The following is a 26,126-nucleotide window of genomic DNA, read 5'->3' on the forward strand; positions in this document are numbered from 1 at the left end:
CATCAGATGCCTATCGAAACGTTAGTATAAAAAGTTTATTGTGGATAAAAGAGCCAGCTCAGGGAAGAACGCGAACGTCGAGATTCAAGAAATGTTTATCGAATGTGTAGATTTCGTTGATGTCCAGTTCCTTCATCTTCAAATAAGCCAGGGCGTCGTTTACGCTGATTCTCTTCTCGGATGCCACGAGGGTGGCCTTTAAGTAGTCCTCCGGAGTGACTGGAAGAATATGAACATTGCCCGCCGTGAGCAACTCCTCAATGAAAGCCAGTGCCGTGGAGAGGTTTACTTTGGCTTCTATTATGTTGGCAACCTCACTTAGATGCACAACACTGGTAGCTACCTCCTCCCCGTCTTCAATTCTCCTCAGGATTTTCATTGCCCGCGCTTTTCTTTCAAGAACCTCTTCCGGAAGGTCCGGTTTTGGCTTCAGCAGGGCGTACAGGAAGACGTTGGCGTCTATGAACCTCATTTTAACACCTCAGTAGAGGCTTTCCAGGAGCTCTTTTTCAATGTCTGTTCCTTTGATCTCGGCATCAATTATGTTGAAAAACCTGGAGAGTCTTGGTTTCTTCCGGGGGATTATCTCGATCCTGTCATCAAGCTCAATTAGAATGACCTCATTTCCCCACCTCTCACGCCAGCTCTTTGGCAAGACAAGTCTTCCCTGGGGGTCAATTTTTTTGACTTCCACAGTGGTCATGTAATCACCATTAGCCTATACGAACTGGGACAAAATAAGGCTTTTGGTATGGGAAAACTTCAACCTCAAAAACGAATGAAGAGAAAAGGGAAGAAAGCTCACTCGCGGAGGGCCTTCCTGGCGGCCTCGAGCTGGATCCTGGCCTCCTCCCTGGCGACGGTCTTCCTGACGAGCTCGACAGCATCGGGGTTGGCGCTGACGCTGTCGATGCCCATCCTGACGAGGAGCCTGACCATCTTCGGGTCGCTACCGGCCTGGCCGCAGATGCTGGTCTCAACGCCGTACTTCTTGCAGGTCTTGATGACGTTCTCGATGAGCTTGAGCACTGCCGGGTGCTTCTCGTCGTAGAGCTTGAAGACCCTCTCGTTGTCCCTGTCGATGGCGAGGGTGTACTGGGTGAGGTCGTTGGTGCCGAAGCTGACGAAGTCAATGCCCTCCTTGATGAGGTCCTCGATGATGAGGGCTGAAGCGGGAGTCTCGATCATGACACCCCACTCGACGTCCTTGTGCGGAATGAGACCGACCTCCATGGCGATCTCCTTGGCCTTCCTGATCTGCTCCGGGTGGCTGACGAGTGGGAGCATGACACCGATGTTGTCGTAGCCCTCGTCAACGAGCCTCTTGATGGCCTTGAACTCGGCCCTGAGGAGCTCCGGCTGGTCGAGACCGCGCCTGATTCCGCGCCAGCCGAGCATCGGGTTCCTCTCTTCCGGCTCGTCCTCGCCGCCCGGAAGCTCGCGGAACTCGTTGGTCGGGGCGTCGAGGGTCCTGTACCAGACGCGCCTCGGGTAGAAGGCCTCGACGACCTTCCTGATGCCCTCGACGAGCCTCTCGACGAGCTCCTCCTCCTTGCCCTCCTTGATGAACTTGACCGGGTGGGCGCCGATGCCGAGGATCATGTGCTCGGCCCTGAGGAGACCGACACCGTCGGCGCCGGTGGCGGCGGCGCGCTCAGCGACCTCCGGCATTGAGACGTTGACCTTGACCTCGGTGGCGGTGACGAGCGGAGCGCCGGCAACGACGACCTTGCCGCCCTCGGCCTTCTCTTCCTCCTCCTTCTTGACGAGGCTCTTGACTATGCCCTCGTAGACGACACCCCTTGTACCGTCGACGGTGACGAGCATGCCGTCCTTGAGGACCTTGGTGGCCTCCTTGGTACCGACGACGGCCGGGATACCGAGCTCCCTGCTGACGATGGCGGCGTGGCAGGTTCTTCCACCCTCGTCGGTGACGATGGCGGAAGCCCTCTTCATGGCCGGAACCATGTCCGGGTTGGTCATGGTGGTAACGAGGACGTCGCCCTCCTTGACCTTGTCGATCTCGCTGGCGTCGAAGATGACGACGACCCTACCAGCGCCGACACCCGGTGAGGCACCGAGACCCTTGAGGAGGACCTTCATCTCCTCGGTCATCTCGGTCTCCTCGGCCTTGGTCTCTTCCTTGAGGGTGGTGATCGGCCTGCTCTGGACGATGTAGAGCTTGCCGTCGTCCTTGTCGTAGGCCCACTCGATGTCCTGCGGCCAGCCGTAGTGCTCCTCAATCTTGGCGCCCATCTTGGCGACCTCAACGATCTGCTCCTCGGTGAGAACCTGCTTCTCAACCCACTCCGGGCCGAGGAAGTCGGCGACCTTGACGTAGACGGTGCCCTTGCCGGTCTCCGGGTTGCGGACGACCATAACCTCCTTCTTGGCGATGAACTTCTCCTTTATCTTCCAGGTGCCCTTCTCGACGATGTACTCGTCGGGGGTGACGCTTCCGCTGACGACGGCCTCACCGAGGCCCCATGCGGCGTTGATCATTATCTCGTTCCTGTCGTTGGTGACCGGGTTGGCGGTGAACATAACACCGCTCTTCTCGCTGTTGACCATCTTCTGGACGACGGCTGAGAGGTAGACCTTGCTGTGGTCGAAGCCCTGCTTGGCCCTGTAGAAGGTGGCCCTCGCGGTCCAGAGGCTGGCCCAGCACTTCTTGACCTTGTCTATGACATCATCAACGCCGTAGACGTCGAGGTAGGTCTCCTGCTGGCCGGCGAAGGAAGCCTCCGGAAGGTCCTCAGCGGTGGCAGAAGAGCGGACGGCGACGTAAACGGCGTCCTTGTTGAACCTGGCGCTGAGCTCCTTGTAAGCCCTCTCAATCTCCTCGGCGATCTCGGGGAGCATCGGGAGCTCGATTATCTTCTGCCTTATCTTGGCGGTGTTCTCTTGGAGCTGCTTGCTGTCGTCAACGTTGGTGTTGCTTATGACCTCCATAATCCACTCCTGAAGGGTCTTACCGTCCTCAAGCTTGACGTTTTCAACAAAGTACTTGTAGGCCTCAGCGGTGACACAGAACCCAGGCGGAACCGGTATTCCGGCCTTGGTAAGCTCACCAAGGTTGGCTCCCTTACCACCGACAAGGGGGACGTCCTCCTTGCCGAGCTCCTCGAACCACCTTATAAACCTGTATTCGCTCATGGCATTTTCCCTCCGTTTTGATTACTGCGGGTGATATGTCTACTGGCTATTTTTAAAATTAACTATCCAGGGCTGTTCGCCAGTGTATAAGGTTGAAAAAGAAAAAGGATGTGCTCATTTGCCAATAGGCGTCTCTAATACCCACTTTTGAGGCGTTGTCGTCTTACAAAAGTTTTAAACCTTTTGTTATGGAACTCCCTGACTAGTTCATACTTCCCGCTTTCGAGGACGTTAAGGTAGGATTCTGGCTCTCTGAGTATAATCACATCATAGTAGCCCCTGCTTATCTTCTCCACCACGTCCTTGCGGTTGAGAATCATATCTACCTCAGCGCCCGGGTAGTAAAATCCTGCCATAGTATAGAGGCGTGGGGATACCAGGAGCTTTTCACCGGGATAATTCTCGCTCGCGTACCTGAGCACGTGGGACTCATACTTTCCTGTGCCGTTCCACCGTTCCTTAAGGTCAAATGCGCTCTGGCCAACGGGCAACAGAAGGAGCAGGGAAAGGAAAACCGTAATGGCCTTTTTCCGCGGGACTGACGGCCTGCCAACAAGTTCAAGCGCTTTTTTAATGCAGTCCTCAATCAAGGAGATTCCCTCAACGGCGAGGATTGCTATGGCGGGGGAGAGGAACGTTATGAACCTCGCCTCCTTGTGGGTCACCATCATTATCATTACAAACCCTATCAGGGGCCAGCTGATTAAAAGCCAGCTCTTTTCGTCCTGCCTCTGTTTTATGAGCCCCAACACCGCGAGGGCTGGGAGGACATGGCCTATGTCTTTTAGGAGCAACTCAACGAAGGTTGACACTGAGACCGGCCTGTCAGCGGTAACGGTTCTGTTTGCAATCTCAAATGGCCGTAATGCGCCACCGTAGTACAAGTGCCCCATGTAGAGCCAGGGGGAGAGTGTTATCAGCAGCAGGGCGAAACCTATAATGTATTCCCTCCTTTTGAGCCAGTCCCAATACTCGGTAATCCACAGATATGCGATAAAGACTGCTATCAACGAGAGCCCAGTGTAGCGGGTTAGTATTGCCAAACCCGCCGATATGAACGCCAGGTAAATTCTCGACGAGCTCTTTCTGGTTCTCCCTGTGTAAAATAGATAAACGGCGAGAGTGTAAAAGAACGTAAACTCGCTGTGGACGAGCTCCCTGGCGCCCATGGTGAAGGCAAACGGGTTGAACACGAAGAATGCAGATGCTAGAACGCTCTTGAAGGTATCCTTAAGGAGTTCCCTTGCAAACAGGTACACCAAAACGGCAGTTAGGGCAAAGAACACCACAGACACGAGCCTTGCGACGGTTAGCTGGCTGAGCGGTTCGTGGATGAAGTGATAGAACAGCGAGAGGGTGTACGGATACAGAGGGGGCCTGTACATCACGTAGATTCCCTGGTAAGTAAAGTTCGTAGGGTCTGTAGCCAAGTTCCTTGCTATGTTGATGTAGAGCGCCCCGTCATATGTTAGGGCGTCCCACGGCGGGAAAGTGGCAAGCTGCACGCCGAGGGCTACCAGGAATATGATTCCCGGAAGGACTTTAGTTATAACTTTCCTGTTCATTTCTTTTCACCCCTGCCAGGTATGCCATCAGGGAGATTGCAACGAGAAACTGTCCCTCAATTCCAATGTCGAGGGCAAGGATTGCAACGGTGAAGGCGAACGTCCCTGTGAATGGATTTTTTGAGGCCCTTCCCAGCGCCAGGCCGAGGACTACGGCCTCAGCGAGCCCAAAGATTCCAAAGTCATAGGCCGGCTGTCCAAAGAGGGTATAGGTGTATCCGATATCCTTCCCAAAGAGCTTTCCAACGTAACCGGTAGGGCCAGGATTAAAGAGGAGCTCTGCCTTTCCAAAGGGCATCCCGAGCTGGAAAAGCCTCTCGTAGACTGTGTAAGATGATGCCGGTCTGTGGAGAAGGCTTCCGAGGAACCCCAGCTTCCAGACGGGGTATTCCTTCAGTGTCACATAGTGCCTGGCCAGGAACACAGCCAGGAGGAGGGCAACCGCAACTAAAACCGTTTTCTTGTGCCTTTTGGCCTCTTCCAGTGTAAGCTTGTCTTCGTATGCGAGCCTGAGGAGGTAAGCAGCTGCCACGCCCAGGCCAACAGTCCTCGATGCGCCGATGATTCCTATGATTTCTCCCACCACAAGCAGGCGAAAGTCCGGGTAAACGGCTACCGCCCCCATAATGATGTCCCCCGCAACGAGGAACGGAACGCTTGCGATTGTATATCGTAGCTCTGGCTTCAGCAGGGGAATTCCCCATTTGAGGCATGCAAGAAGGGTTATAGCGACCGCCAGCGCCGTAGCAGGCAGGACTGCTCTTCCCAAGAGGTTCCGCCTCAGAGCAAAGAAAACGACTCCAAAGCTGATCAGCCCTCCAAGGACGTATTCTGGGCCGAGTGGGATAAGCAGAAGAAAGGCGGGGAGAAAGACCTCTCCCCTCAAGTTCCCTCCTAGCTTTTCCCCAACAAAGATGAGGATGAGAAAAACAACTGCGTAAATCGCTGGGCCTATCTCTATCGGCCCAAAGTAGAGGGCCTTCCCCAGCCAGGCCATGGCAAGGTAGGCCCCCGCCGCTAAAGTGAAAAGTTCACGGGGCTTCACGTTCTCCCATCTCCTTTCGTCCTTTATGGATCAGGTACGCCCCCGCAAGGAACAGGAGGTAGACGGGGAGGTCGAGGATTCCCGTCTCGACTCCAACTACTCCATATGCGAGCGTTGAGTAGTATATCGCCTTTGTAACCGGGTGGGTGGCCCTTGAGAGTGCCCCATAGTAGAGCCCCAGAAGGAACCCTTCCGCAACTGCAAAGACCCCAAAGTCCAGGTACATTCCGCCTAGGAGCGTTGCCGTTATCGTGGCGCCTGTATGGACGTAGAGGAACTTCGCTATGAGGCCCCTCGGGGAGTATCCACCCTGCAGGTATGATGTGACTCCCGCCCACTGCAGTCCCCCTAGGTATGTTCCGTACCAGTCCCCGCGCCAGACTATGACATCAAGCGCGGATACCGTGCTCTGAAACCTTACCCAAAGGCTCGCCAGAGTGTTTCCCCTGAGGAATGTAATGAGAAGGAACAGGGCAACACCACCCGCGAGGAGTCCGGCGAGCTTTTTGAGTTCGAGCTTTCCTGCCCTCTTTGCGTTCTCATAGTAAGCCGAGCCAAGAGCTATTGCTGAAACAAGAACCGGCGTCCTGTATGCGTAGAGGGAGACGGCAACCGGGTAAATGAGGGCGTATCTCCTGCCCCTGAGGAAGAGGTAAACGCTGGACGGAACGCCGAGGAAGTAAGTCAGCGCCGTCAGCCTTGGATTGAGGCTCGTTCTTATCGCAGGGTGCAGGAGGGGGACGTTTCCCAGGCGTATAACTTGGTATATGATTATTCCAATGGCCGCCCAGAATGCATATGTTATGTATCTCTCATTGATTTCAATGTTGCGGTCTTTCCATTTGATTCTCTCACCTCTCTGTATTCCCTTGAGTATTGCCAGTGAAAAGAGCAGGCCCACCGCTATCGTCTTGGGCCGGGCGAGACCTGCCGTGAGGTATGCCATAAAAAGAACCGGCACCAGAGCCGGGAGCTTCATGGGCTTCTCACCTCAAGGAGCTTCAGGGGAAGGTTTCTCTCCTCCGAGTTAACGTTGAGGGTACCGTATGTGTAGACGGTGTAGTTGCCGAGATGTTCAATCAGGTACTGAACCGGGACCATATTGGCGGTTATTATTGCTCCATTGCTTCCGAGGTGATCTATTGTTATTGAGCCGTATGTCATGTAGTCCGCCTGGTATTTCAGTCTGCCTATCTCAGTCGGCGTTATGTTTCCGTCTATGTAAATTTTTCCGGAGTAGCGGACGGAGTAATACTGTTCGGGTATTAGCTTTGAGAACACTTCAGAGCCCCTGCCCGTGAGCGGGTTGACTTCATAGAGGTACACTTTTCCGCGGTAGATTACCCGTATCATTTTTGCCCGTATGTCCTCCTTTGTTGCCTGTGGCCCCCCCACTGTGTAGGTCGTTCCGTTGATGACTACGAAGATTGTGGAGCCCCTCACACTGAGAAGAGTGCCATCAACTGTCCTTCCGTCTGTTGTTTTGGCTGTTATGGTGACGTTAAACCCCTTAACAAGGAGGCCGTAGGCGTGGTTCGCGGCCTCGTATATCTCGCCCCCCTGGTAGTGCCGGACGTATGAGTTAATTGCTATGCCCGTTAGGGCAAGTCCGATTAAAATTACTACAATGAGGTTTGTTTTTATCCTCATTCGGGCTCACCTGCGTTCATCGTGGCTCTATTGGTTCGCATTTTGATTTGCAGTGAAGTTAAAAATCTTTTTAGCAGTTAAAACGGTATTTAACACATGTGCTTTCGTATCCAGTATTGTCCTTTAGATGTTTTTTCTGAGCATCTGGGTCGAAATATTTATATCCGGGCACCCAGTAGAGGATTATGATGTACCCCAAAGGAGGTGTTTGAATGAATAAAAAGGCGTTGAGCCTTTTAATCGTGGTAGTGATGCTGCTTGCAGTAGTGCCAGTAGCGTATCCGGGAGCCTCGGCCATGGGATTCCCCCAAACTCTGAACGACAAAATCAAATCGCTCTCAGAGAAGATGCCGGTAAGCAGAAAAACATCTACAGTTATCCCCAAGTCTGTTATTTCAGAGATAGTGTATGCAAAGGCCATTGGGGCAAAATACGTGCCGTTGGTCGTGCAGTTAAAACCAGGGTACTCACCTGAAGTACTCAAGAACTTTGGATTTACCATCAGGAAGGACTTTAAACACTTTGGCTTGGTAGCGGTCTCAATTTCTCCAGATGACATTGGATCCTTATATCAGGCGAGCAGGTACCTTGAGCATGTTTGGGTAAGCAGGACTTACAAACTTGTCCCGCCTGCACCACACCCCAACTGGTTTGCTGGCAATGTCACATTAAATCTAACTGAAGTCAAAGAACTTGCTGACATTAGTACCGAAACTACAGGGGCAAAAGACATGTGGGCATTGGGATATGATGGAAGGAATGTCACCATAGCTGTGATAGACACCGGTGTTGACCCAGGACACCCGGATTTACTGTGGACAACTGATGGGAAGCCAAAGATAGTTGATTACGTTGATCTGAGTTACTGGGACGACCTTTTAGAGGATTATCCGTTTCTTCCGAATAAAAACGTCTCAGGATGGTTCGATACTTCCATGGTAGTCAAAGCTCAGGACGGCGTAGTGACGTATGCTGGTAGAACCTTTGAGCTTCCGAGCAATGCTGTTTCAAAGAGTGGAAACTATCACATCGGGCACGTGGAAGAGTGGGGTGTTGAGCTGGACGGTGATTGGTTTAACAATCCTAAAAAGGACCCTTACGATGGTTCTCACCATGACTCATGGGCAGGGGCGATTCTCGTCGTTGACAACCAGACTCCAGGTGTATACGACCTCGTCTACGTTGACACTGACGACGATGGAAGCTTTGCGGATGAAAAGCCCCTGAGAGTATACAGAACTGCTCCCGGCCCTGGCAACGTTGGTGCGTGGATTTGGAATGAAACCATCGGACAGAAGAAGAACTTTGTTGTATCTGAGCTTGACTCTCATGGCAACTGGGTAGTCTTAGGTTACGACATGGGTGACCACGGAACCCACGTTGCGGGAACTATAGCGGCAAACGGCTTCATCAAGGGAGTTGCCCCTGGCGCCCAGCTGATGGTGATAAAAGTTGGAACTGACTTCAAGGGGTACATCCCAACTGAGGCAATCATCGACGCGTTCCTTTATGCAGCGTTTGGCCCAGACGACGAACCCAACACTGGAGACGAAGCTGATGCTGTCAGCATGAGCATTGGGTGGACACCAATATTCCAGGGATGGGCTCCTCTCGAGGACGATGCAAACGTTCTCGACTACGTGGCAGAGCTCACGGGGATTCCCTTCTCAATATCAGCCGGTAATGAGGGACCTGAGATAAACTCCATTGGAAGTCCTGCAGATGCGTTTAATGCGATAGCCGTTGGCGCGTACATCGAGAAAGAGCGCATGGACTGGCTTGACCAGCACATGTTCAACACGCCGGAGTACGGAGAAGAGTTCTTCAGCGTTGCCTGCGCTGGGTGCAACGTCACGGGAGATCCAGTATCCGGCTTTGGAATGACCACCGATGCTGTTGTTGGCTTTAGCTCAAGAGGCCCCACTGACACTGGGCTTCTAAAACCGGAGATAGTGGCACCGGGAGATGCTATAATGTCAACCATGCCCCTCACCATGCTTGGAAGCTATAACCCCCAGGGATACCACAACGCTGAGCCCACTATTGCCTACCAGTATATGCAGGGAACCAGTATGGCTGCTCCACACGTTGGCGGTGCCCTGGCAATATTGATAGGGGCCTACAAAGAGAAGTATGGAGTCAAGCCGACTGTGGACATGATTAAACTCTCCCTTGAGCTCGGTGCGGACGATTTAGAACTGCCATTCTCGGATCAGGGATTCGGTGCCCTCAACATAACTGGCGCTTGGAACATTCTCGATTCCTTCAACGGGGAGGTTGTCAACGAACCGCTTGTTTACTCGGGATACTACGCCAGGAACATTTACTACAAGGATTTAATCTTCGGCGATCCAGCTTTTATTGACTTCGCGACTGAGTGGGAAAACGAAACATTCAACGACACTGGTCTGGCCCTTGCTCCAGACTACGACTTCCCATTTGGAGCGTTCTGGATAAAGAACAACGGGGACAGGAACATCACCCTTAAGTTAGTAGACGCTGTTCCGCGTGCCGGCGACGGGCAGACTATCCTAAACGACCTGAGATTTTTCAATATGTTAAAGTTCTTTGTATACCAAGAAGTTGAAACGCTAAATCCGTCTAACCTTACAGTGCCTGCCGGTGGTTTCCTCTGGCTGGGCTTTACCACGCCATATGCCTTTAAAGATACTCTCCCGCCGGGACTCAACGAACTCATACTCTACTGGGACGACCCTGATACACCTCTCCCAGTCGACGTCATAACCCCGATAAGCATTGTAGTTCCGGAGGACATAGGTACCGGAAACATCGTCAAAAACGTCCACATCAATAAAATGGACGTCCCACCAACCAGGATATTCTTTGATGTCCCCGAAGACGTTGATTTAGTCGGTGTCACAATAAATCAGACGGCTGGCGGAGACTTATGGACTGGAATATACTACCCAGTAGCCAGTAGCTTAATTTACGACAGTTTAACAACTACGGGACCAGGTTATCCATGTAACTGCACCTACACCCCAAGCAACCCCACAAATTGCTCTGACTATGGAGGCCCGTTTGAAGCAACCAGTATTAGCAGAGAGAGTGTAAATAGCCCGGCACTTATGTATGGAACATGGGAAATCTTCCCGAGCACCTCAAGGATAACAGCTTGGCCACAGACTGGATTCTTCCCAGTTTTAACGGATGTTGACGCGACATTCAACATAACTTACTATGGTATCACCGCTGCACCAGTTACTGGAGAGATACCTGCTGTAGAGTACTCCAGTGGTGTTCAGGAGTTTAACTACACGATAATTAACAAGTACTACAGCATCCAGGGTAACGTTTCAGCGGTCGGAGTTGGGCCGTACAATGCAACTATCGAAAACATAGAAGAAGCGGACTTCGCGTATCTGTACTTTACAGTTCCTGAGGGAGCTGTAAATGCCCACTTTGAAATCCAGTACGTGAACGATTCAACAGCGGACCTTGACCTCTACGTGATGGCTCCAGACGGAACCAGGTATAAATCGGCGACTCCCAGTGCCAACGAGGTAGTGGACATACCCAATCCAACGCCGGGAGTATACAAAATAATAGTTCACTGGTGGGTTTCCAACCCGGCAAGTGTTGAAGTTCCAAAAGTTGCAAACTTCCAGTTTGTCCAGTATGCAATAGTTCCAGGCACCCTCAGCACCAAGCAGACTAAGGTTAGCTTAGACACTGGAGGAAGCGCTAACGTAACCTTGATGCTCAACGCGACTTCCAACGTGTTGCCCGGACTTAACGTCGGAAAGATTATCATAACGCCAGACATACCGTGGCTTAAGGGCAGTGTTACTACAACCGTGCTTGTGAAGGTAGGCGGTTCCTCCTTTGCAGTGGGTCTTGAAAAGGACGAGATTAAACTTGGTAAGGAGACTCCAGTCATCATTGTTAAGGACGCCCTTACAGGAGTCCCGGTACCGGGTGCTGAGGTATACATCAACGGCACCTATCATGGAGTTACGAACGAAAACGGAAAGCTCACGCTTGACGTTGGACCAGAACTGCTCAAGCTTGGAGAGCACACCCTAAACGTCACAATAATGAGAGCCGGATATGCAACTTACAACGGAACCCTGAGGTACACTGTCATAGACCCCATTGAGTCTCAGGTAATTTCACCATGGGACACAGAGGAAGTTGAGCCAGTAGTTGTTGGCCCCGGAGAGGTCACCCAGGTTACTGTGAGCAGCGTGGAGATAGAAGTTACAGTCGATGGACCGAGCGGGGCGACTGCCTACGTTATCATGCCGCTCCCAATAGAGGCCACTAACATCAGAGTTTACGGAGACCACGTGGTGGACTGGCACATTGAAAAGGGCGAGAATGCAGTATACGTCATCGTTGAAGTCCAGTTTGCATCCCCAGTCACTATCAAGGTGAATTACTATCTGCCCAAGAAGATCTCAATCCCAACCCTAAACTTCCTCGGCTACCGCTGGTACAACATGTATAAAGAGAAGTTCGACGAGCTCTACCAGAAGGCCACTGAGCTCGGCGTCGACAACGAGACCCTTCAGAAGGCGCTTGAGTACCATGAGACTGCTGAGGAGTACTACAAGACCGCAGAGGAGCTCGCAGGCGGCAACGTACTGGTGAGCCTTGCGGACGTCAAACTGCTCAGGCCGCTGAGGCAGGCGTACCTCCACGAGATGAAGGCAGTGAAGTTGCTCCAGGAAGCCATCGAAGAACTCGAGAACTCCGGGAGCTGACGCCCTCTTTCTTTCCTCTTGATTTTTCTACCCAAGACTTTTAAACAGGTTCATGGTTCTCTTCTCGGTGACGCTCATGATATATGTCAAAGTTTATCGCGTTCAGGGAGAAGTCCTTCTCGCGGCGTGCGACGAGGAACTGCTGGGAAAGACGTTCCGTGAGGGGGAGCTGAAGCTTGAGGTCAAGGAGCGCTTTTACAAGGGCGAGCTTGTGGAGGAGGATAAGCTCGAGGAGCTCCTCAACGAGGCCACGATAGCGAACCTGACGGGCGAGCGCTGTGTCTCCAAGGCCATCGAGCTCGGCTACGTTGACCCCAACAGGGTGCTCAGGATTGAGGGGATTCCTCACGCCCAGATGGCGAAGCTCCTCTTCTGAGACTTTTTAAACCCCTGACCAAACTCAAGGACGGTGAGAGAGATGAGCGAGAGGTTCTGTTACAGGTGCGGGATAAGCGAGAGCGAGGGCGGCCCGCTTATAGACGGCCTATGCCAGGTCTGCTACCGCAAAGAGAACCCAGTCCTTCTAATCGAGGACGAAATCAACACCGAACTCTGCCAGAACTGTGGGAGCTACAAGAAGAGGGGCGTCTGGGTCGACCCGAAGAGCTACGAGCTTGAAGAGCTCATCTTCGAGGTCGCGGAAAACGCTCTCCTCGAGACGCTTGAAGATTCCCTCAGCGACAAAATCAGGGAGTACGAGGTCGTTCCCCCGGAAGAGCTTGACGAAATAGAGGACCTGCCCGTCGGCAGGGCGGCTGTTTCATTTGAGCCCGTGGACTTTCACATCGAATACTTCCCGGCGATAATCGTCTATGAAGTCCGCGTCAAGGCCAAGACCCATGAGCTCCAGAGGGAGCTCCACGACGAGAGAAAGCGCGTTACGGTGTACGTCCGCCAGACTGTATGCCCCCGCTGTCAGAAGTTCCTCGGCGGCTACTTCGAGGCCATCCTCCAGGTTCGCGCCGAGGACAGGCCGCTGACCGAAGAGGAGCGGAAGGCAATAGGAAAGCTCGTCGAGCAAAAGGTCGACGAGATAATGAGAAGGGACAGAATGGGCTTCATCCAGGACACTATAGAGAAGGAGGAGGGGCTGGACTTCTACATGGGCTCGACAAGCTCTGCGAGGAAGATAGCTCAGGCAATAAAGGAGCGCTTCGGCGGCACGATAAGCGAGGCCTACGAGCTCGTTGGCATTGACAGGCAGACGAGCAAAGAAGTTTATCGGACGAGCGTGAGCGTGAGGATTCCAAAGTTCAGAAGGGGCGACATAGTGGCCGACAGGAAGGGCAACGTCTACGAGGTCGAGCGCGTTGACGGCAAGGGCCTGACGCTCAGGAACCTTGAGAACTGGGAGAGCGAGCACTTTGACTGGAAGACCGCGAAAAGGGAAGCCATTGACACCGTTGAGCACGAGGATAGCGAGGCGATGGTGACCAGCATGAGCCCAAGGGAAGTCCAGCTGATGGACATGGAAAGCTACGAGACCTACGAGCTGAACAGGCCGCCCTTCGAGGTGAAGGAGGGTGAGGTCTATAAGATGGTTGGGGTAAAAGGCAGGAAGTACTTCAGGGGCAAGAAGTGACGCTTTTGCCCACCAACCTTTTTAACCTTAGGTTTTGAACCTCACCCGGTGATTCTCATGAAGAAGACGGTAGTGATAATAGGCGGCGGTGCCGCGGGAATGAGTGCCGCATCGCGCGTCAAGAGGCTCAAACCGGAGTGGGACGTCAAGGTCTTCGAGGCGACGGAGTGGGTCAGCCACGCCCCCTGCGGAATTCCCTATGTTGTGGAAGGACTTTCGCCGAAGGAGAAGCTCATGCACTACCCGCCCGAGGTCTTCATCAAGAAGCGCGGCATAGACCTCCACCTCAAGGCGGAAGTCATCGAGGTCGAGCAGGGTAGAGTTAGGGTTCGTGAAGAGGACGGGGAGCACACTTACGAGTGGGACTACCTCGTCTTTGCCAACGGCGCCTCGCCCCAGGTTCCTGCGATTGAGGGAATCGACCTCCCAGGGGTCTTCACCGCAGACCTTCCCCCTGATGCAGTTGCCATAACTGAATACCTGGAGAAGCACGACGTTAATGACGTCGTTGTCATCGGCACTGGCTACATCGCCCTTGAGATGGCCGAGGCCTTCGTCGAGAGGGGCAAGAAAGTGACGCTCATAGGCAGGAGTGAGCGGGTTTTGAGAAAGACCTTTGACAAGGAGATTACCGACATCGTTGAGGAAAAGCTGAGGGAGAACCTAAACCTCCGCCTTGAAGAGCTTACCCTGCGCTTTGAAGGCGATGGCAGGGTTGAAAAGGTTGTCACGGACGCTGGGGAGTACAGGGCGGACCTCGTCATAGTGGCGACTGGAATAAAGCCGAATACCGGGCTCGCGAGGGAGCTTGGAGTTAGAATAGGCGAAACAGGTGCAATATGGACGAACGAGAAGATGCAGACGAGTGTTGAGAACGTCTACGCCGCTGGAGACGTCGCCGAGACGAAGCACATCATCACAGGCAGGCGTGTCTGGATGCCCCTGGCCCCCGCCGGCAACAAGATGGGCTACGTCGCCGGGAGCAACATCGCGGGTAAGGAGATTCACTTCCCGGGAGTTCTTGGGACGAGCGTAACGAAGTTCCTTGACCTGGAGATTGGAAAGACTGGCCTCACCGAGGCGGAGGCGATTAAGGAGGGCTATGACGTCAGGACGGCGTTCATAAAGGCCAAGACGAAGCCCCACTACTACCCAGGTGCGAGGAACATATGGCTGAAGGGAGTTGTGGACAACGAGACGAACAGGCTCCTCGGCCTCCAGGCCGTTGGCGCTGAAATCCTTCCGAGGATTGACACCGCCGCGGCAATGCTCACCGCTGGCTTCACCACAAAGGATGCGTTCTTCACGGATTTAGCCTACGCACCGCCCTTTGCCCCAGTGTGGGACCCGCTCGTAGTCCTCGCGAGGGTCCTAAAGTTCTGACTTTTCTTCACTTTTTCATTAGTGCTATGCTCCTCCCATTAGGGGTGAGTGTGAGGCCAAATGCCGCCTCAAAGCCCAATGAGGAAACAATTGCACCGCTTATAGCACTGCCCACAAGGTAACCCGCTGAACTCACGACGTTGTATGTCTCCATGGCGCTACCCTGTCCCCGAAGGCCGCACCCTCATATCTGTTCTGGGTGTGTAGAAAACCTTAATAGTCGCCCAGGTAAACTCAAAACGATGTGCGAGTACGTCTACGAAAACGGTAAAAAGTGCCGTCTAAAGGCCGTCGAAGGGTCGAAATACTGTCCGCTCCACATCCCCTATGAAGAAGGCGAGTCCTTAATGGGGGAGGAGATAAAAAACCTCAAGGACAAGACGTTTCAGCGCAGGCTTAACCGTGGTCAGAGCTATTTTGAGGGCGTCTACCTCTATGACGCCACTATAAAAGAATACCGGAGCGAGAAAATGCTTGTATTCAAGAACTCCCAGATTAAGAGCCTAGTAATCGAGGACTCCGAGTTCAAGGGGCTCATTCTCATTAACTCTACCGTCGATAGGGTGATACTCTTTCATTCCAAGATTGAGGTTCTGCTCGTCAAGGGCTCCACAGTCTTTGGGCTTAACGTCCTTCAGGTTGACTTCTCCAGCAACATCTCGGTCAGGGATTCAAGCGTCAAGTACCTTATGCTGAACTCGACGCAGTATGTTGGTGAAAAGGCCGAGGAGAGCTACGGAGAGAAGAGCGCAAAGGGCGTGGTCGAGATTGCCGGACTCCGCGACGTGAGGAGGATTGGAATAAACACCCGCTATCCACTTCTCAGAAAAATCCTTGAAGAGCACGGGGTCAACGTCTCGGAAGGCGGCAGGAGGACCGTAAAAGTCAATTCTCTGATAATCCGGGACGTCTCTTTTGACGCCGCACCCAGATACAAGCGTCAGGTCAGGCTTTCAATAGGCGGGTTTTCTGGGAATCTTGTTCTTGAGAACCTCGATGTGTTTGGTCATATTGAAATCAGCTGGAGCAACCTGAAGAGCCCGGAGTTCGTTCACGTGCTCATTCACAGCAACCTGATAATCAGGAAGTCCCACATTACCGTTGGGCCGACGTGGGCAATGACCGTTCTCCCGAGCCTGCCCATTGAGCTCACCGTTAGCGGGTTCATGATAATAGAGGACTGCCATTTCAACAACCCGTACGCCGAAGAGGTATTCTACCGCCTCGCGAGGACGAGCTGGGAGCGCAGCGGGGACTTTGAAAGGGCCGACGAGTACTACTACCTTGAGATGGTCGCCCGGAGGAAGGCCCGGCTGAAGGCAAGGAGAAAAGGGCTGAGAAAGCTCTTTGACCGTTTCGAAGTCCTCTTTGAGTGGCTCTTTGCCGACCTGACGTGCAAGTACGGGACTGACTGGAAGAGACCAATACTGATATGGCTCTTCATCGTCAACGTCTTGTTTCCTGTCTTGTTCTTCGTGACGAAGAGTGTTCAGGGGCTTTCCAGCAGTCTAAGCTTCCTCGACTACGAGTACTTCAGCATCGTTACTGCCACGACGCTCGGCTACGGTGACTACCACCCGATAGGCGTGGGGAGGATTATAGCCTCAGTTGAGGCGCTTTTCGGAATGTTTATGTGGGCGGTATTCCTGACGGTGTTCGCGAGGAAGTACATGAGGTGATAAAATGCGCGTCGGGCTGATTGTTAACCCCATAGCGGGCATGGGGGGAAAGGTCGCCCTCAAGGGCACCGACGGGGTTGTTGAGGAAGCTATCCGGCGTGGAGCGAGGCCAGTTTCGCCCGACCTCGTCAGGCTCTTTCTGCGGGAGCTGTCCCACTACCCTGGGGCCAGGTCCATAGTTTTTCTCACAGGGCCCGGGCCCCTCGGTGAGGACTACCTGCGGGAGTTAGGCTTTAAGTTTGAGGTCATCCCCCTTGAAGTCCGCTACCGGGAGGTTGATGGAGTTGTAATACCCGACACGGGCCCGGAGCACACAAAGGCGCTGGCCCGTGAGATGCTCGACAAGGTAAGTCTGATACTCTTCGCGGGCGGTGATGGGACTGCAAGGGACATCGTGAGCGTCGTCGGTAAAAAAGTCCCAATCCTGGGGATTCCAACCGGAGTTAAGATGTATTCCGGCGTTTTTGCCGTCTCCCCTGAGAAGGCGGTGGAAGTGCTTGTCAAGTTCCTGCGCGGGGAGGCCAGGCTGGAGGAGCGTGAGGTTAGGGACATAGACGAGGACTCGTTCCGCCGTGATGAGGTCAGGGCAAAGACCTACTGGACTGCCCTCGTCCCGGTCGTGGAGAACCTCGTGCAGGGGAGTAAGGAGGCCGTGAAGGCCGACGAGAGTGAGGAGCTTGAGGCCCTCGCCGAGGCAGTCGCCGAGGAAATTCTTGAGAACGACGGTATCTACTTCCTGGGCTCAGGCTCGACAATAAAGCGCATAAAGGACAGTCTGGGCATAGAGGGAACGCTCCTCGGCGTTGACGTCGTCGAGGTGAAAGACGGCAGGGCGAGGCTCCTTGTCAAAGACGCGACGGAGCGGGACTTGCTGAGGTTCGTGGACGGGGATCCTAAGGTCGTCGTCACCGTCGTGGGCGGTGCGAACTTTCTCTTTGGGCGGGGCAACCAGCAGTTCTCGGCGGAAGTCCTGAGGAGGATTCCCAGAGAGAACGTGCTCGTGGTCGCCACGCCCGACAAGGTTAAGGGGCCCATTAGAGTGTACACCGGGGACAGGGAAGTTGACGACAAGTTCAGGGGCTACCTGAGAGTTCGCGTGAGTTCGTGGATGGAGAGGCTTGTCAAGGTCATTTAGGCCCGCCGGAACCCATTTATACTTTCCCTGCTTTATTTTTTCGGGGATTCTGATGAGGCACAGTAAGATAGCGTTTAAGGTTCTCGAAGCCGGGGAGCCGGTCTTCTACGACCCCGTTTACCACGGCAGGACGCTTAAGGTCTTTGGAATGGACGATTACCCGGTCAGGTTCATCTCCTATGCGGTCGGCGAGTACCAGAAGCTCGGGTATTCGGCGGTCGTTTTCGACACGACGGGAGAAGTTAAGGGCGACTTCGATACTGTGATTGAGGTTCGCGACGGTTCACCGCTTGGGCTCGACCCGATAAAGCTCTTCCGTGTGGGCTACTTTGACCCTTACACCGCCGTTTCCATAGTCCAGACGCTTTATGGCCTCGATAGGTCATTAACCGACAGGCTCTACGTTGACGTGCTCCTTAGGAAGGTCTCAAGCGTTCCTGAGGCCGTTAGAAGAGATGAGAAGTACTCGGAAGTCATACTTGAGAGCTACACACCGCTAGACGAGGCACTCTACACGGGTGAGCTCCCTGAACTCAAGGGGAGCGTCCTTGTTAACCTCGGCGAAGCGCACAGTATAACCCTGGTTGGTGCCGTGTTCCTCACGCTCGCGGCGGCCTTTGAGAAGAGGCGCGAGACGGTTCTTGGCCTCGTTGACGGCGCCGTTCTCGCCTACACTCCCGCAGGGAGCGCCGCTCTGTCGCTCCTTACAAGGCCGCTGAGGACTAGGGTTACGGTCGTTGCCAGCCAGTATGCTACCGATTCGCTTCTGAACGTAGGGGGCCCAACTCTCCTTTTGTACCACGACCCCGACGTCCAGTTCCTTGTCTACGAGTCGAACGGTATCCCAATGGGCCCCGTGCGGAAGTACGTGAGCAAGGGAGATGGAGCATTGATATTGGTGAGTCCGGAGAGTGTTGACGTTATTTTTGGTGAGTTGCCCGAGGATGTACTCCAATGAGTTTTTTTGTCCCTTAAAGTTTTTAAGTGGTTCTTCAAACTTTTACTGGTGAGTAAAAAATGGTGTATTATGAGCATGCCACAGACCCGGTTACGTTCGGGACGCTCTTTTTGGCATACTACCTCTCAATAATGGTGGCCGTACTCCTATGGTTCGCCACCTCGTACGAGTACATCAGAAAGGGTAACTACCGGCTGAAGCGGCTTGCGGGCTTTCTTGCGGTTGCTGTTGTCATAACGTCGCTTTCAGGGGCTGAACTGCTCGACGAGTACCTTTACCTCCACATGCCCTATGATGAAAAGATAACGTGCCTTTCGTCTTCCTGCATAATGTCTTCGGCCCTCATAACCGAGTATGGCTTCAGCAGGGAAGAGTTGGAGGCTTTGGGTGTTCCCTCTTTTGGGGTCATCAACGTCTACCGTCTTGTTGATACGGGCATTTCCCACGACCTTAAACTCCCAAAAAGGCTGAATCACATCGTCATGACGCGGCCGTGGCTGGTTCTGCCGGTGGTTGACGTCTACGTTTACGAAGTCTCGGAAGTCAACGGGACAAAGCGGATTGTGGACAAGGAGCACTACTATCTCGTGTGGCCGACGTCCCCGGGAGGGCTCCTGACTGAGAAGCTCAACTTCGAGTTCAGTGTGATGATTCACAGCGGATAGATTTAGCGTGAAGTCCTTCCTCTAGTTTTCTCAGTTCTCGTCTTTTATTTCCGGTTTTTAAAAAGAAAAAATTGAATCACCGAAGACCCCTGACAAGCTCTTCCATGACGCCGAGGAAGGTCTCGACCTCTTCGATGCTGTTGTAGACGTGGAAAGAGGCCCTGACCGTGCCGTTCACGCCCAGCTTCTTCATCACAGGCAGGGCGCAGTGGTGGCCGCTCCTAACCATGATGTTGTGCTCGTCGAGTATGGCCGCGACGTCGTGCGGGTGCAGACCGGGCACGTTAAAGCTCACAACGCCTGCGTGCTTCTTCAGGTTCCTCGGCCCGTACCACGGCACTTCTAGCTCGTCAAGGCCCTCGGTAATGCGCTTCACGAGCTTGTGCTCCTGTCTCTCGATTTTATCTATTCCAATTTTTTCGATGTACCTTATTCCCGCGGCAAGGCCTATCGCACCGCCTATGTTGGGGGTACCTGCTTCAAACCTCTCAGGAGGCTCGGTCAGCTTGTAGCCGTCGAGGTCTACGTCCTCAATCGTCCCGCCGCCTATCATGGGCGGCTCGAAGGCGTCAAAGAACTCCTCGCTGATGTAGAGGACGCCTATTCCCGTCGGCCCCATCGGCCCCTTGTGGCCCGACAGCCCTAAGAAGTCCGCGTGGAGCTTTTTCACGTCCACTTCCATGTGGCCGGCGCTCTGGGCGGCGTCAACGACGAATATCGCCCCCTCTTCCTTTGCCATCTTCCCGAGCTCTTCAACCTCGTGGATAACTCCGAGGGCGTTCGAGACGTGCTGGACCGCGACGAGCTTGGCGCCTTTAACTTTCCTTTCCGCATCACTTAAATCGAGGTTTCCCTCGTCGTCACCGTCTATGAACTCAAGCCTCAGCCCGAGCTTTTTAGCTAATCTCTGCCAGGGGAGTAAATCCGAGTGGTGCTCGTAGGGGGTCGTTACTATCTTGTCTCCCCGCTTGAAGATGCCCTCAAGGCCGAGGGCGACCAGGTTGAGGCTCTCGCTCGTGTTCTTGGTGAAGACTATTTCTTCAAACTTCGCGTTTAGGAAGTCGGCAACTACCTTTCTGCTCTCCTCGTACTTGTGGGTCGCCATCTGGGAGAGCCTGTGAATGCCGCGATGAACGTTGGCGCGGTACTTGAGGTAGTACTCGTCCATCGCCTCTATAACCGGCTTCGGCGTGAGCGAAGTGGCCGTGTTGTCGAAATAAATCACCTCGCTCGTCAGCGGGATATCCTTTCTTACGTCTTCAGGAATCCTCATGAGACCACCTCCAGAACTCCGGCGCAGTCGTAAATTATCCTGGCCAGTTCTTCCCCCTTCTTCGCGTCCTCCAGAAGCTTGATGATTATCTTCCCGCTCGGATAAACGCTTACCTCGTAGCCGTCCATCTCGGCGATGAGCATCATGTTCGGGAGAAGTTTCTTTACGGTGTAGCCTTTCTCCTTTAGACACTGTGCAGTCTTCGTTAGGTCGAGCTGTATCTTCTTCTCCCACGAATAGGCCCCTATAACGACGCCCTTCATCGTGACGCAGGGTTTTGAGATAATCATACTTCACCACCGGCCTTATCTTTGCAAGAGAACTTTATACCGCTTTCCTGAACCAGAGGTTAGAAACAAGAATGAACCAAAGCCCTTATAAGTCGTGCTACTTTTTTGCCAAATGGTGATACCAATGAAGGTTCTCGTAAGCGGTAAGGGCGGCTGCGGGAAGAGCACGATAAGCGCTATGCTCGGCAAGTACCTCGCAGGTAAAGGCTACCGCGTTCTTATCATAGACGCCGACGAGTCCAACCCTGGCCTCTACAGGATGCTTGGTCTTCCGAAAGTGAAAACTTTGGCCGAGCACCTCGGCGGGAAGAAGAGGGCCAAAATCCTCATGGCGGCGGAAGGAAAAGGTGAGCTCGATGAAGAGCTCTTCAACTGGACGCTTGACGATATCCCCGGGGAGATTCTGGCCAAAAAAAGAAACCTCGCCGTCCTGACCATCGGGAAGATTGAAGAGGCCGAGGAAGGCTGTGCCTGCCCCTATGGATTCCTGGCGAGAAAGCTCCTCGAAGGCATAACGCTGAAAGACGGCGAAATCATCATAGTTGACACCGAGGCGGGCATAGAACACTTCGGCAGGGGCATTGATAAGTACGTTGACGTTGTCATTGATGTTGCAGAGCCCTCCGCTGAGTCTATAGAGCTCTCAAAGAAGATAGCCACTCTGAGCGAGAGCCTTGGATTGAAGCACATTTTGGTTCTCAACAAAGCCCTGCCCGGCGTCGAGGAGGAGCTTCCGGTCAAGCCCGATGTTGTCATACCCTTCGACCAGAACTTCATACTCGGGAGCCTGAAGGGCAGGGAGATTGAGCCGATACCGCAGATAGAAGAGCTGTGGAAAAAAGTGGAGAGCTCCCCTTAACATATCCTCGGCACGGGGTCTCCGGCGGGGGGCTCCATGAAGCGCTTTCCGCCGATTCCAGTCTCTAAGAGAACTTTCCCCCTGTATTCTTCTATTACCTCCCCTATTATCGCCGCGTCCTTGCCCCTCTTCGTTTTCCTCATTGCTTCAAGTGCCTCTTCCGCATACTCCTTGGCAACAACCATGACGACCTTGCCCTCGTTCGCAACATCGTAGGGACTGATTCCCAGCATCTCGCTCGCGGCCTTCACCTCTGGCTTCACGGGTATATCTGCTTCCCTCACGAGGATTCCGACGTTGCTCTTTCTCGCTATCTCGTTGAGAGCGTTGCTCAACCCTGCCCTGGTTGGGTCTTTCATAGCGTGGATGTTCTCCCAGCCGATGGCCTTTGCAACTGCCTCAACGACCTCCCATATGGGAGCTACGTCGCTCTTCAGCTCGGTTTCGAAGGCTATGCCCTCCCTGTGGCTCATCAGCGCTATCCCGTGGTCGCCTATCGTCCCGCTGACCAGAACAACGTCGCCGACCTTCGCTCCAGCGTCGCTTATCGGCCTCTCCGCGATTCCAACCCCTGCGGTAATCACGAACATCTCTATGGGGTCTTCGACCACCTTGGTGTCGCCCGTGACTATTGGAACGGGAACTTCTTTGGCGGTTTCGTCCATCGAGCGGAGAACCTTCTCAAGGACTTCCATGTCGAGGCCTTCCCCGATAATCATCGAGTTTGCTAAGGCTAAAGGCTTCGCGCCCATCACCGCCAAATCGTTCACCGTCCCGCTAACCGCGAGCCTTCCTATGTCTCCACCCGGGAAGAAGAGCGGTTTGACCGTGTGGCCGTCTATTGTAAACACAAGGTGCTTGTCTCCAAATGGTATCGTCGCCCCGTCGTCGAGCGCGTCCAGCCCTATTCCACCCGCGCTCTTCAGGGTCAGAGTTTTCAATATAACGTCCCTGAGGAGTTCCTCCATTATTTCTCCGCCGGCCCCGTGTTCGAGCTTTATCTTTTCGCTCATTTTCAACCCTCCAGAAAGCCTTTCGAAGTTAGATAGCGCCTCGTAAATTCGAGGAATTCTTCGGCACGCCTTATGTTTTCGCGCGCCTCCTCCTCGGTGATGTCCACAACAAAGGAGTAATCGGCGGTCTGTCTGAGATTAAATGCGGTTCTTAGGTAAGTGAAAAACTTGTGGGGGATCTCTCCCGTCTTGACGAAATCTCTGCCCAGAAGTGCTATGACCGCAGAATGCTTCGAAACGCGTATGTTTTTGGTCATAAGAATTGCCTCGGCGCAGTAAAACATAGAGTAGTACGCTCTTGAAAGTGCAAAGGCGTAGAAACCGTTTTCAAACAGTGTCCTGGCGGCCTCGATGCTCTTCCTGGCTTTCCTTAGTATCTCCGCGTACTCCCTCATATCTTGATGCCCTCCGTGTGAACCGTTTGAATTAGCGGATCGTGCTCCATTTTCGCGTTTGTGGGATAGACAATAACCGAAATAACAAGCCCCCTGTCAAGGAGATACTTTTCAGTAACCTCGCTGAGCCTGTCGTATTCGTCGAGCGTCAACCTCCTCTTGACTATGATGAGGACGTCAACGTCGCTGTCTTCCCTCGCCTCTCCCCTAGCGTAGGAGCCGAAGAGTATGACCTCCACTAAGTCATCGCCGAGTATTTCTTTGGCTTTTTCCTTAACCTCCCGAAGGATATTAAGGAGTTCCTCTCGTGGTATCGTGGCCACCACTCTCCCCCCTACGGCTTTCTGCGTTTCACCACTTAAACCTTCACAGCATCAGGTCTTCCTTCGTAAGGTAGCCCTCTAGGTAGAGGCCACCCAGGAATGCTTGGCCAACGTTTATCCCGTTGTCCCCCCTCGGGACTTCGGTTGTGACGTGGAACCTAAGGCCCGACGCCTCCACAGCCTTCCTCACCGTCTTGACGATGAGCTCGTTGTAGGCAACGCCGCCGCTCATGGTGACATCTTTCACGCCGAACTCCCTTGCCTTCTCAATCGCGACCTCTGCGAAGGCCCTCGCAAGGGCGAGGTGGGCGGAATAGGCTATGTCGGCGGGCGGAGCTTTCTCAAGAACGCCGAGAATCTGTGCAAAGAGCTCTTCAACTTTTATCAGCTCTCCCTCAACTGGAACCTCGAACTTGAGGTCGTTCTTGCCCTTCATGGCAAAGCTCTCAAGCTTCATCGCAGGCTCTCCCTCGTAGTGCCTCCTGTAGGCGACGTTTAGCAGGACTGCCAGGGCGTCGAGAACCCTTCCAGTCGAGGAGGCATAGCTCGTGTTGATGCCCTTCGCCAGCTGGGTCAGTACGACGTTGAACTCAACCTTTCCGTAGCGGAGGCTCTCGATGGCCTTTGGACAGCACTTGGTTATGATTCCCTCCAGCTCCTCAACGCTGTATATATTGCTCAGAATTCCCATTAAAGCCCTGAGCGGGTAGTAGCTCGCCAAATCTCCGCCGGGGAGCGGGTAGTAGTCTATGTGGGTCAGCCTTTCAACGTCCTCATAACCGAGGTAGAGAACCTCACCGCCCCACGTGTTCCCGTCGGTTCCATAGCCGACTCCGTCCACAGCGATTCCAACGGCGCTCTCAAGGTTCTTCTCGGCTAAAACGCTCGCTATGTGGGCGTAGTGGTGCTGAACTTGGAGCAGCTCCACGTCGAGCTCGTTCGCCAGCTCCATGGCGAGCTTCGTGGTGTTGTAGCTTGGGTGGAGATCGGCTATGATTAAATCGAAGTCCTTCACGCGAAGGATTTTCCTGAAGTGCTCTATTGCTTCCCTCATGAACTCAAGAACCTCGACCTTCCCCGTGTTGCCGATGTACTGGCTTGGGTATACCTTCCCGTTCTTGGCCACTCCGAAGGCATTCATCAGCTCGGCCCCAACCGCCAGGCCACGGTAGTTGAAGGGAATCTCTATCGGGAGCGGGACGAAACCGCGGGAGCGCCTTATAACGGCCCTCTTTCCGTCTACAAACCGGATCACGCTGTCATCTGCTCTGTTGAGTATCTTCCTGTTGTGCAGGAGAAGGTAATCTGCCATCTCTTTCAGCTCCTCGAATGCCCTATCGTTGTCCTTGACCATGGGCATTCCTGGATAGTTTGCCGAGGTCATCACGTAGACCTTCGTTTTGCTCCAGTGAAAGAGGATGTAGTGGGTTCCCGCATAGGGGAGCATGACACCGATGGTATGCAGACCGGGCGCAAGGTTCTCTGGGAGGGGGAAGGGCTCCCTCTTGCGGAGCGTTATGATTGGCCTCCTGTAGCTCGTCAGCTCCTCTTCCTCCTCTTTGCTCAGGTAGGCGAAGGTTTTGACTGTTTCAAGGGAGTCCGCCATTATCGCGAAGGGCTTCTGCGGCCTGAAAGTTCTCCTCCTGAGTTCTGCAACGGCCTCCTCGTTGGTGGCATCACAGGCGAGGTGGATTCCACCTATTCCTTTGATTGCCACGATGTAGCCCTTGTCTATCAGCTCCGCCGCCTTCCTGAGTGGGTCTCCGGTTATCTCCTCGCCGTCGTTTGTGTAAAGGCGGTAGGTCGGCCCGCAGACTGGACAGCAGACGGGCTCGGCGTGGTAGCGCCTGTTGAGCGGGTCTCTGTACTCGCTCTCGCAGTAGTCGCACATCGGGAACTCACGCATGGTCGTGTTCTCGCGGTCGTAGGGTAAATCCTCGATGATTGTAAACCTGGGTCCGCAGTTGGTGCAGACGATGAAGGGGTACATATAGCGCTTGTTCGTCGGGTCGAAGAGCTCTCTTAAACAGTCTTCACATATCGCTATGTCCGGCGGGATTATCGAGTCCCCGCCGCTTCCGCCCTTCGAGCTCTTCTCGATGTAGAAGCGGTCAAAGCCCTGTGGTAGTATCTCCTTTCGCTCAATCTTCTCAATTCTCGCAAGGGGGGGCTTTTTGCGGTATATGTCACGGATAAAAGCCTCTATATCCCCTTCCCTTCCCTCGACTACTATCTCAACTCCGGCGTCGCTGAGGTTCTTGACGTAGCCCCTGAGGTTGTGTTCGTGAGCTATTCTATAGATGAACGGCCTGAACCCGACGGCCTGGACGATGCCTTGAACGTGAATGCGGTAAGCCTTCATAGCTTCCACCGCTTTCCTTTTGCATTTGGAACCTTTATAGGTTTTCAAAACCAAAAGTTGAAAACG

Annotated in this window: 23 protein-coding genes; 9 read left to right on the forward strand and 14 right to left on the reverse strand. The window is 53.7% G+C overall.

From position 1 onward, the window contains the following. Positions 1-58: 58 nt before the first annotated feature. The 7 genes from TEU_RS05865 to TEU_RS05895 all read right to left on the reverse strand — a co-directional run bounded on the left by TEU_RS05865 (position 59) and on the right by TEU_RS05895 (position 7,416). A complete protein-coding gene (locus tag TEU_RS05865) occupies positions 59-472 on the reverse strand; it encodes a type II toxin-antitoxin system VapC family toxin (RefSeq protein WP_050002885.1) in 414 nt (137 codons plus the stop codon). Between the two features lie 9 nt (positions 473-481). Beyond that, positions 482-703, reverse strand: coding sequence for an AbrB/MazE/SpoVT family DNA-binding domain-containing protein (locus TEU_RS05870; protein ID WP_050002886.1), 222 nt, complete (start codon positions 701-703; stop codon positions 482-484). 98 nt (positions 704-801) lie between these two features. After that, positions 802-3,156 carry a phosphoenolpyruvate synthase gene (gene ppsA / locus TEU_RS05875; protein ID WP_050002887.1) on the reverse strand — a complete coding sequence of 785 codons (2,355 nt, stop codon included), beginning with the start codon at positions 3,154-3,156 and terminating at the stop codon, positions 802-804. Between the two features lie 134 nt (positions 3,157-3,290). Beyond that, the gene (locus tag TEU_RS05880; RefSeq protein WP_050002888.1) at positions 3,291-4,721 is read right to left on the reverse strand and encodes an ArnT family glycosyltransferase; all 1,431 of its coding nucleotides are present in this window, start codon (positions 4,719-4,721) and stop codon (positions 3,291-3,293) included. Further along, the gene (locus tag TEU_RS05885; RefSeq protein WP_050002889.1) at positions 4,699-5,766 is read right to left on the reverse strand and encodes a hypothetical protein; all 1,068 of its coding nucleotides are present in this window, start codon (positions 5,764-5,766) and stop codon (positions 4,699-4,701) included. The genes TEU_RS05880 and TEU_RS05885 overlap by 23 nt, the downstream gene beginning before the upstream one ends. Then, positions 5,753-6,745 carry a hypothetical protein gene (locus TEU_RS05890; RefSeq protein WP_050002890.1) on the reverse strand — a complete coding sequence of 331 codons (993 nt, stop codon included), beginning with the start codon at positions 6,743-6,745 and terminating at the stop codon, positions 5,753-5,755. The genes TEU_RS05885 and TEU_RS05890 overlap by 14 nt, the downstream gene beginning before the upstream one ends. Continuing rightward, on the reverse strand, positions 6,742-7,416 hold the full coding sequence (locus TEU_RS05895) for a TrmB family transcriptional regulator sugar-binding domain-containing protein (RefSeq protein WP_050002891.1): 675 nt from the start codon (positions 7,414-7,416) through the stop codon (positions 6,742-6,744). The genes TEU_RS05890 and TEU_RS05895 overlap by 4 nt, the downstream gene beginning before the upstream one ends. Before the next feature lie 212 nt (positions 7,417-7,628). Between TEU_RS05895 and TEU_RS05905 the strand changes: the two genes are divergently transcribed. The 4 genes from TEU_RS05905 (at position 7,629) to cdr (ending at position 15,108) form a co-directional block, all read left to right on the forward strand. Beyond that, the gene (locus tag TEU_RS05905; RefSeq protein WP_081947209.1) at positions 7,629-12,143 is read left to right on the forward strand and encodes a S8 family serine peptidase; all 4,515 of its coding nucleotides are present in this window, start codon (positions 7,629-7,631) and stop codon (positions 12,141-12,143) included. Positions 12,144-12,219: 76 nt separating this feature from the next. Then, positions 12,220-12,519, forward strand: coding sequence for a DUF424 domain-containing protein (locus tag TEU_RS05910; protein ID WP_050002894.1), 300 nt, complete (start codon positions 12,220-12,222; stop codon positions 12,517-12,519). A 42-nt stretch (positions 12,520-12,561) separates the two neighbouring features. Beyond that, entirely contained in the window at positions 12,562-13,725 is a 1,164-nt protein-coding gene (locus tag TEU_RS05915) for a 60S ribosomal export protein NMD3 (RefSeq protein ID WP_050002895.1), read from the forward strand. A 57-nt stretch (positions 13,726-13,782) separates the two neighbouring features. Then, on the forward strand, positions 13,783-15,108 hold the full coding sequence (gene cdr, locus TEU_RS05920; protein WP_050002896.1) for a CoA-disulfide reductase: 1,326 nt from the start codon (positions 13,783-13,785) through the stop codon (positions 15,106-15,108). A 7-nt stretch (positions 15,109-15,115) separates the two neighbouring features. Here the strand turns inward: cdr and TEU_RS11715 are convergent, their stop codons facing one another. Beyond that, on the reverse strand, positions 15,116-15,262 hold the full coding sequence (locus TEU_RS11715; protein WP_158506636.1) for a hypothetical protein: 147 nt from the start codon (positions 15,260-15,262) through the stop codon (positions 15,116-15,118). A gap of 88 nt (positions 15,263-15,350) precedes the next feature. Between TEU_RS11715 and TEU_RS05925 the strand changes: the two genes are divergently transcribed. Genes TEU_RS05925 through TEU_RS05940 form a run of 4 tightly spaced genes read left to right on the forward strand, consistent with a single transcriptional unit; the run spans position 15,351 to position 19,545 of the window. After that, the gene (locus TEU_RS05925; RefSeq protein WP_050002897.1) at positions 15,351-16,787 is read left to right on the forward strand and encodes a potassium channel family protein; all 1,437 of its coding nucleotides are present in this window, start codon (positions 15,351-15,353) and stop codon (positions 16,785-16,787) included. Positions 16,788-16,791: 4 nt separating this feature from the next. Further along, entirely contained in the window at positions 16,792-17,922 is a 1,131-nt protein-coding gene (locus tag TEU_RS05930) for an ATP-NAD kinase family protein (RefSeq protein ID WP_050002898.1), read from the forward strand. A 52-nt stretch (positions 17,923-17,974) separates the two neighbouring features. Further along, a complete protein-coding gene (locus TEU_RS05935) occupies positions 17,975-18,880 on the forward strand; it encodes a hypothetical protein (RefSeq protein ID WP_050002899.1) in 906 nt (301 codons plus the stop codon). A 59-nt stretch (positions 18,881-18,939) separates the two neighbouring features. Beyond that, positions 18,940-19,545, forward strand: a complete 606-nt coding sequence (locus TEU_RS05940; protein ID WP_050002900.1) for a hypothetical protein — start codon at positions 18,940-18,942, stop codon at positions 19,543-19,545. Between the two features lie 76 nt (positions 19,546-19,621). Here TEU_RS05940 and TEU_RS05945 read toward each other — a convergent pair whose 3' ends face one another. After that, a complete protein-coding gene (locus TEU_RS05945) occupies positions 19,622-20,818 on the reverse strand; it encodes a cysteine desulfurase (protein ID WP_050002901.1) in 1,197 nt (398 codons plus the stop codon). Next, positions 20,815-21,108: a hypothetical protein gene (locus TEU_RS05950; RefSeq protein WP_050002902.1), complete on the reverse strand. Its 294-nt coding sequence runs from the start codon at positions 21,106-21,108 to the stop codon at positions 20,815-20,817. The genes TEU_RS05945 and TEU_RS05950 overlap by 4 nt, the downstream gene beginning before the upstream one ends. 124 nt (positions 21,109-21,232) lie before the next feature. Here TEU_RS05950 and TEU_RS05955 point away from each other — a divergent pair, with 124 nt between their 5' ends. After that, positions 21,233-21,967 carry an ATP-binding protein gene (locus TEU_RS05955; RefSeq protein ID WP_050002903.1) on the forward strand — a complete coding sequence of 245 codons (735 nt, stop codon included), beginning with the start codon at positions 21,233-21,235 and terminating at the stop codon, positions 21,965-21,967. Here TEU_RS05955 and hypE read toward each other — a convergent pair. From hypE to hypF, 4 genes are read right to left on the reverse strand one after another with little or no spacing between them, the layout of a single operon-like run. Beyond that, complete coding sequence (gene hypE / locus TEU_RS05960) at positions 21,964-22,980, reverse strand: hydrogenase expression/formation protein HypE (RefSeq protein WP_050002904.1); 1,017 nt, start codon at positions 22,978-22,980, stop codon at positions 21,964-21,966. The genes TEU_RS05955 and hypE overlap by 4 nt on opposite strands. A gap of 2 nt (positions 22,981-22,982) precedes the next feature. Next, complete coding sequence (locus tag TEU_RS05965) at positions 22,983-23,375, reverse strand: HEPN domain-containing protein (protein ID WP_050002905.1); 393 nt, start codon at positions 23,373-23,375, stop codon at positions 22,983-22,985. Further along, positions 23,372-23,698, reverse strand: coding sequence for a nucleotidyltransferase family protein (locus TEU_RS05970; RefSeq protein ID WP_050003945.1), 327 nt, complete (start codon positions 23,696-23,698; stop codon positions 23,372-23,374). Before TEU_RS05970 ends, TEU_RS05965 begins: the two co-directional genes overlap by 4 nt. 43 nt (positions 23,699-23,741) lie before the next feature. After that, complete coding sequence (hypF, locus tag TEU_RS05975; protein ID WP_050002906.1) at positions 23,742-26,060, reverse strand: carbamoyltransferase HypF; 2,319 nt, start codon at positions 26,058-26,060, stop codon at positions 23,742-23,744. Between the last annotated feature and the right edge of the window lie 66 nt (positions 26,061-26,126).

Source organism: Thermococcus eurythermalis, from assembly GCF_000769655.1.
Classification (GTDB): domain Archaea; phylum Methanobacteriota_B; class Thermococci; order Thermococcales; family Thermococcaceae; genus Thermococcus; species Thermococcus eurythermalis.

Coding starts and splice junctions, on each gene's coding strand:
- hypF (WP_050002906.1), bottom strand. CDS start 26,060: ATGAAGGCTTACCGCATTCACGTTCAAGGCATCGTCCAGGCCGTCGGG.
- hypE (WP_050002904.1), bottom strand. CDS start 22,980: ATGAGCGAAAAGATAAAGCTCGAACACGGGGCCGGCGGAGAAATAATG.
- TEU_RS05915 (WP_050002895.1), top strand. CDS start 12,562: ATGAGCGAGAGGTTCTGTTACAGGTGCGGGATAAGCGAGAGCGAGGGC.
- TEU_RS05950 (WP_050002902.1), bottom strand. CDS start 21,108: ATGATTATCTCAAAACCCTGCGTCACGATGAAGGGCGTCGTTATAGGG.
- TEU_RS05910 (WP_050002894.1), top strand. CDS start 12,220: ATGATATATGTCAAAGTTTATCGCGTTCAGGGAGAAGTCCTTCTCGCG.
- TEU_RS05895 (WP_050002891.1), bottom strand. CDS start 7,416: ATGAGGATAAAAACAAACCTCATTGTAGTAATTTTAATCGGACTTGCC.
- TEU_RS05930 (WP_050002898.1), top strand. CDS start 16,792: ATGCGCGTCGGGCTGATTGTTAACCCCATAGCGGGCATGGGGGGAAAG.
- TEU_RS05925 (WP_050002897.1), top strand. CDS start 15,351: ATGTGCGAGTACGTCTACGAAAACGGTAAAAAGTGCCGTCTAAAGGCC.
- TEU_RS05945 (WP_050002901.1), bottom strand. CDS start 20,818: ATGAGGATTCCTGAAGACGTAAGAAAGGATATCCCGCTGACGAGCGAG.
- cdr (WP_050002896.1), top strand. CDS start 13,783: ATGAAGAAGACGGTAGTGATAATAGGCGGCGGTGCCGCGGGAATGAGT.
- TEU_RS05890 (WP_050002890.1), bottom strand. CDS start 6,745: ATGAAGCTCCCGGCTCTGGTGCCGGTTCTTTTTATGGCATACCTCACG.
- TEU_RS05865 (WP_050002885.1), bottom strand. CDS start 472: ATGAGGTTCATAGACGCCAACGTCTTCCTGTACGCCCTGCTGAAGCCA.
- TEU_RS11715 (WP_158506636.1), bottom strand. CDS start 15,262: ATGGAGACATACAACGTCGTGAGTTCAGCGGGTTACCTTGTGGGCAGT.
- TEU_RS05965 (WP_050002905.1), bottom strand. CDS start 23,375: ATGAGGGAGTACGCGGAGATACTAAGGAAAGCCAGGAAGAGCATCGAG.
- TEU_RS05905 (WP_081947209.1), top strand. CDS start 7,629: ATGAATAAAAAGGCGTTGAGCCTTTTAATCGTGGTAGTGATGCTGCTT.
- TEU_RS05870 (WP_050002886.1), bottom strand. CDS start 703: ATGACCACTGTGGAAGTCAAAAAAATTGACCCCCAGGGAAGACTTGTC.
- TEU_RS05940 (WP_050002900.1), top strand. CDS start 18,940: ATGGTGTATTATGAGCATGCCACAGACCCGGTTACGTTCGGGACGCTC.
- TEU_RS05880 (WP_050002888.1), bottom strand. CDS start 4,721: ATGAACAGGAAAGTTATAACTAAAGTCCTTCCGGGAATCATATTCCTG.
- TEU_RS05955 (WP_050002903.1), top strand. CDS start 21,233: ATGAAGGTTCTCGTAAGCGGTAAGGGCGGCTGCGGGAAGAGCACGATA.
- ppsA (WP_050002887.1), bottom strand. CDS start 3,156: ATGAGCGAATACAGGTTTATAAGGTGGTTCGAGGAGCTCGGCAAGGAG.
- TEU_RS05935 (WP_050002899.1), top strand. CDS start 17,975: ATGAGGCACAGTAAGATAGCGTTTAAGGTTCTCGAAGCCGGGGAGCCG.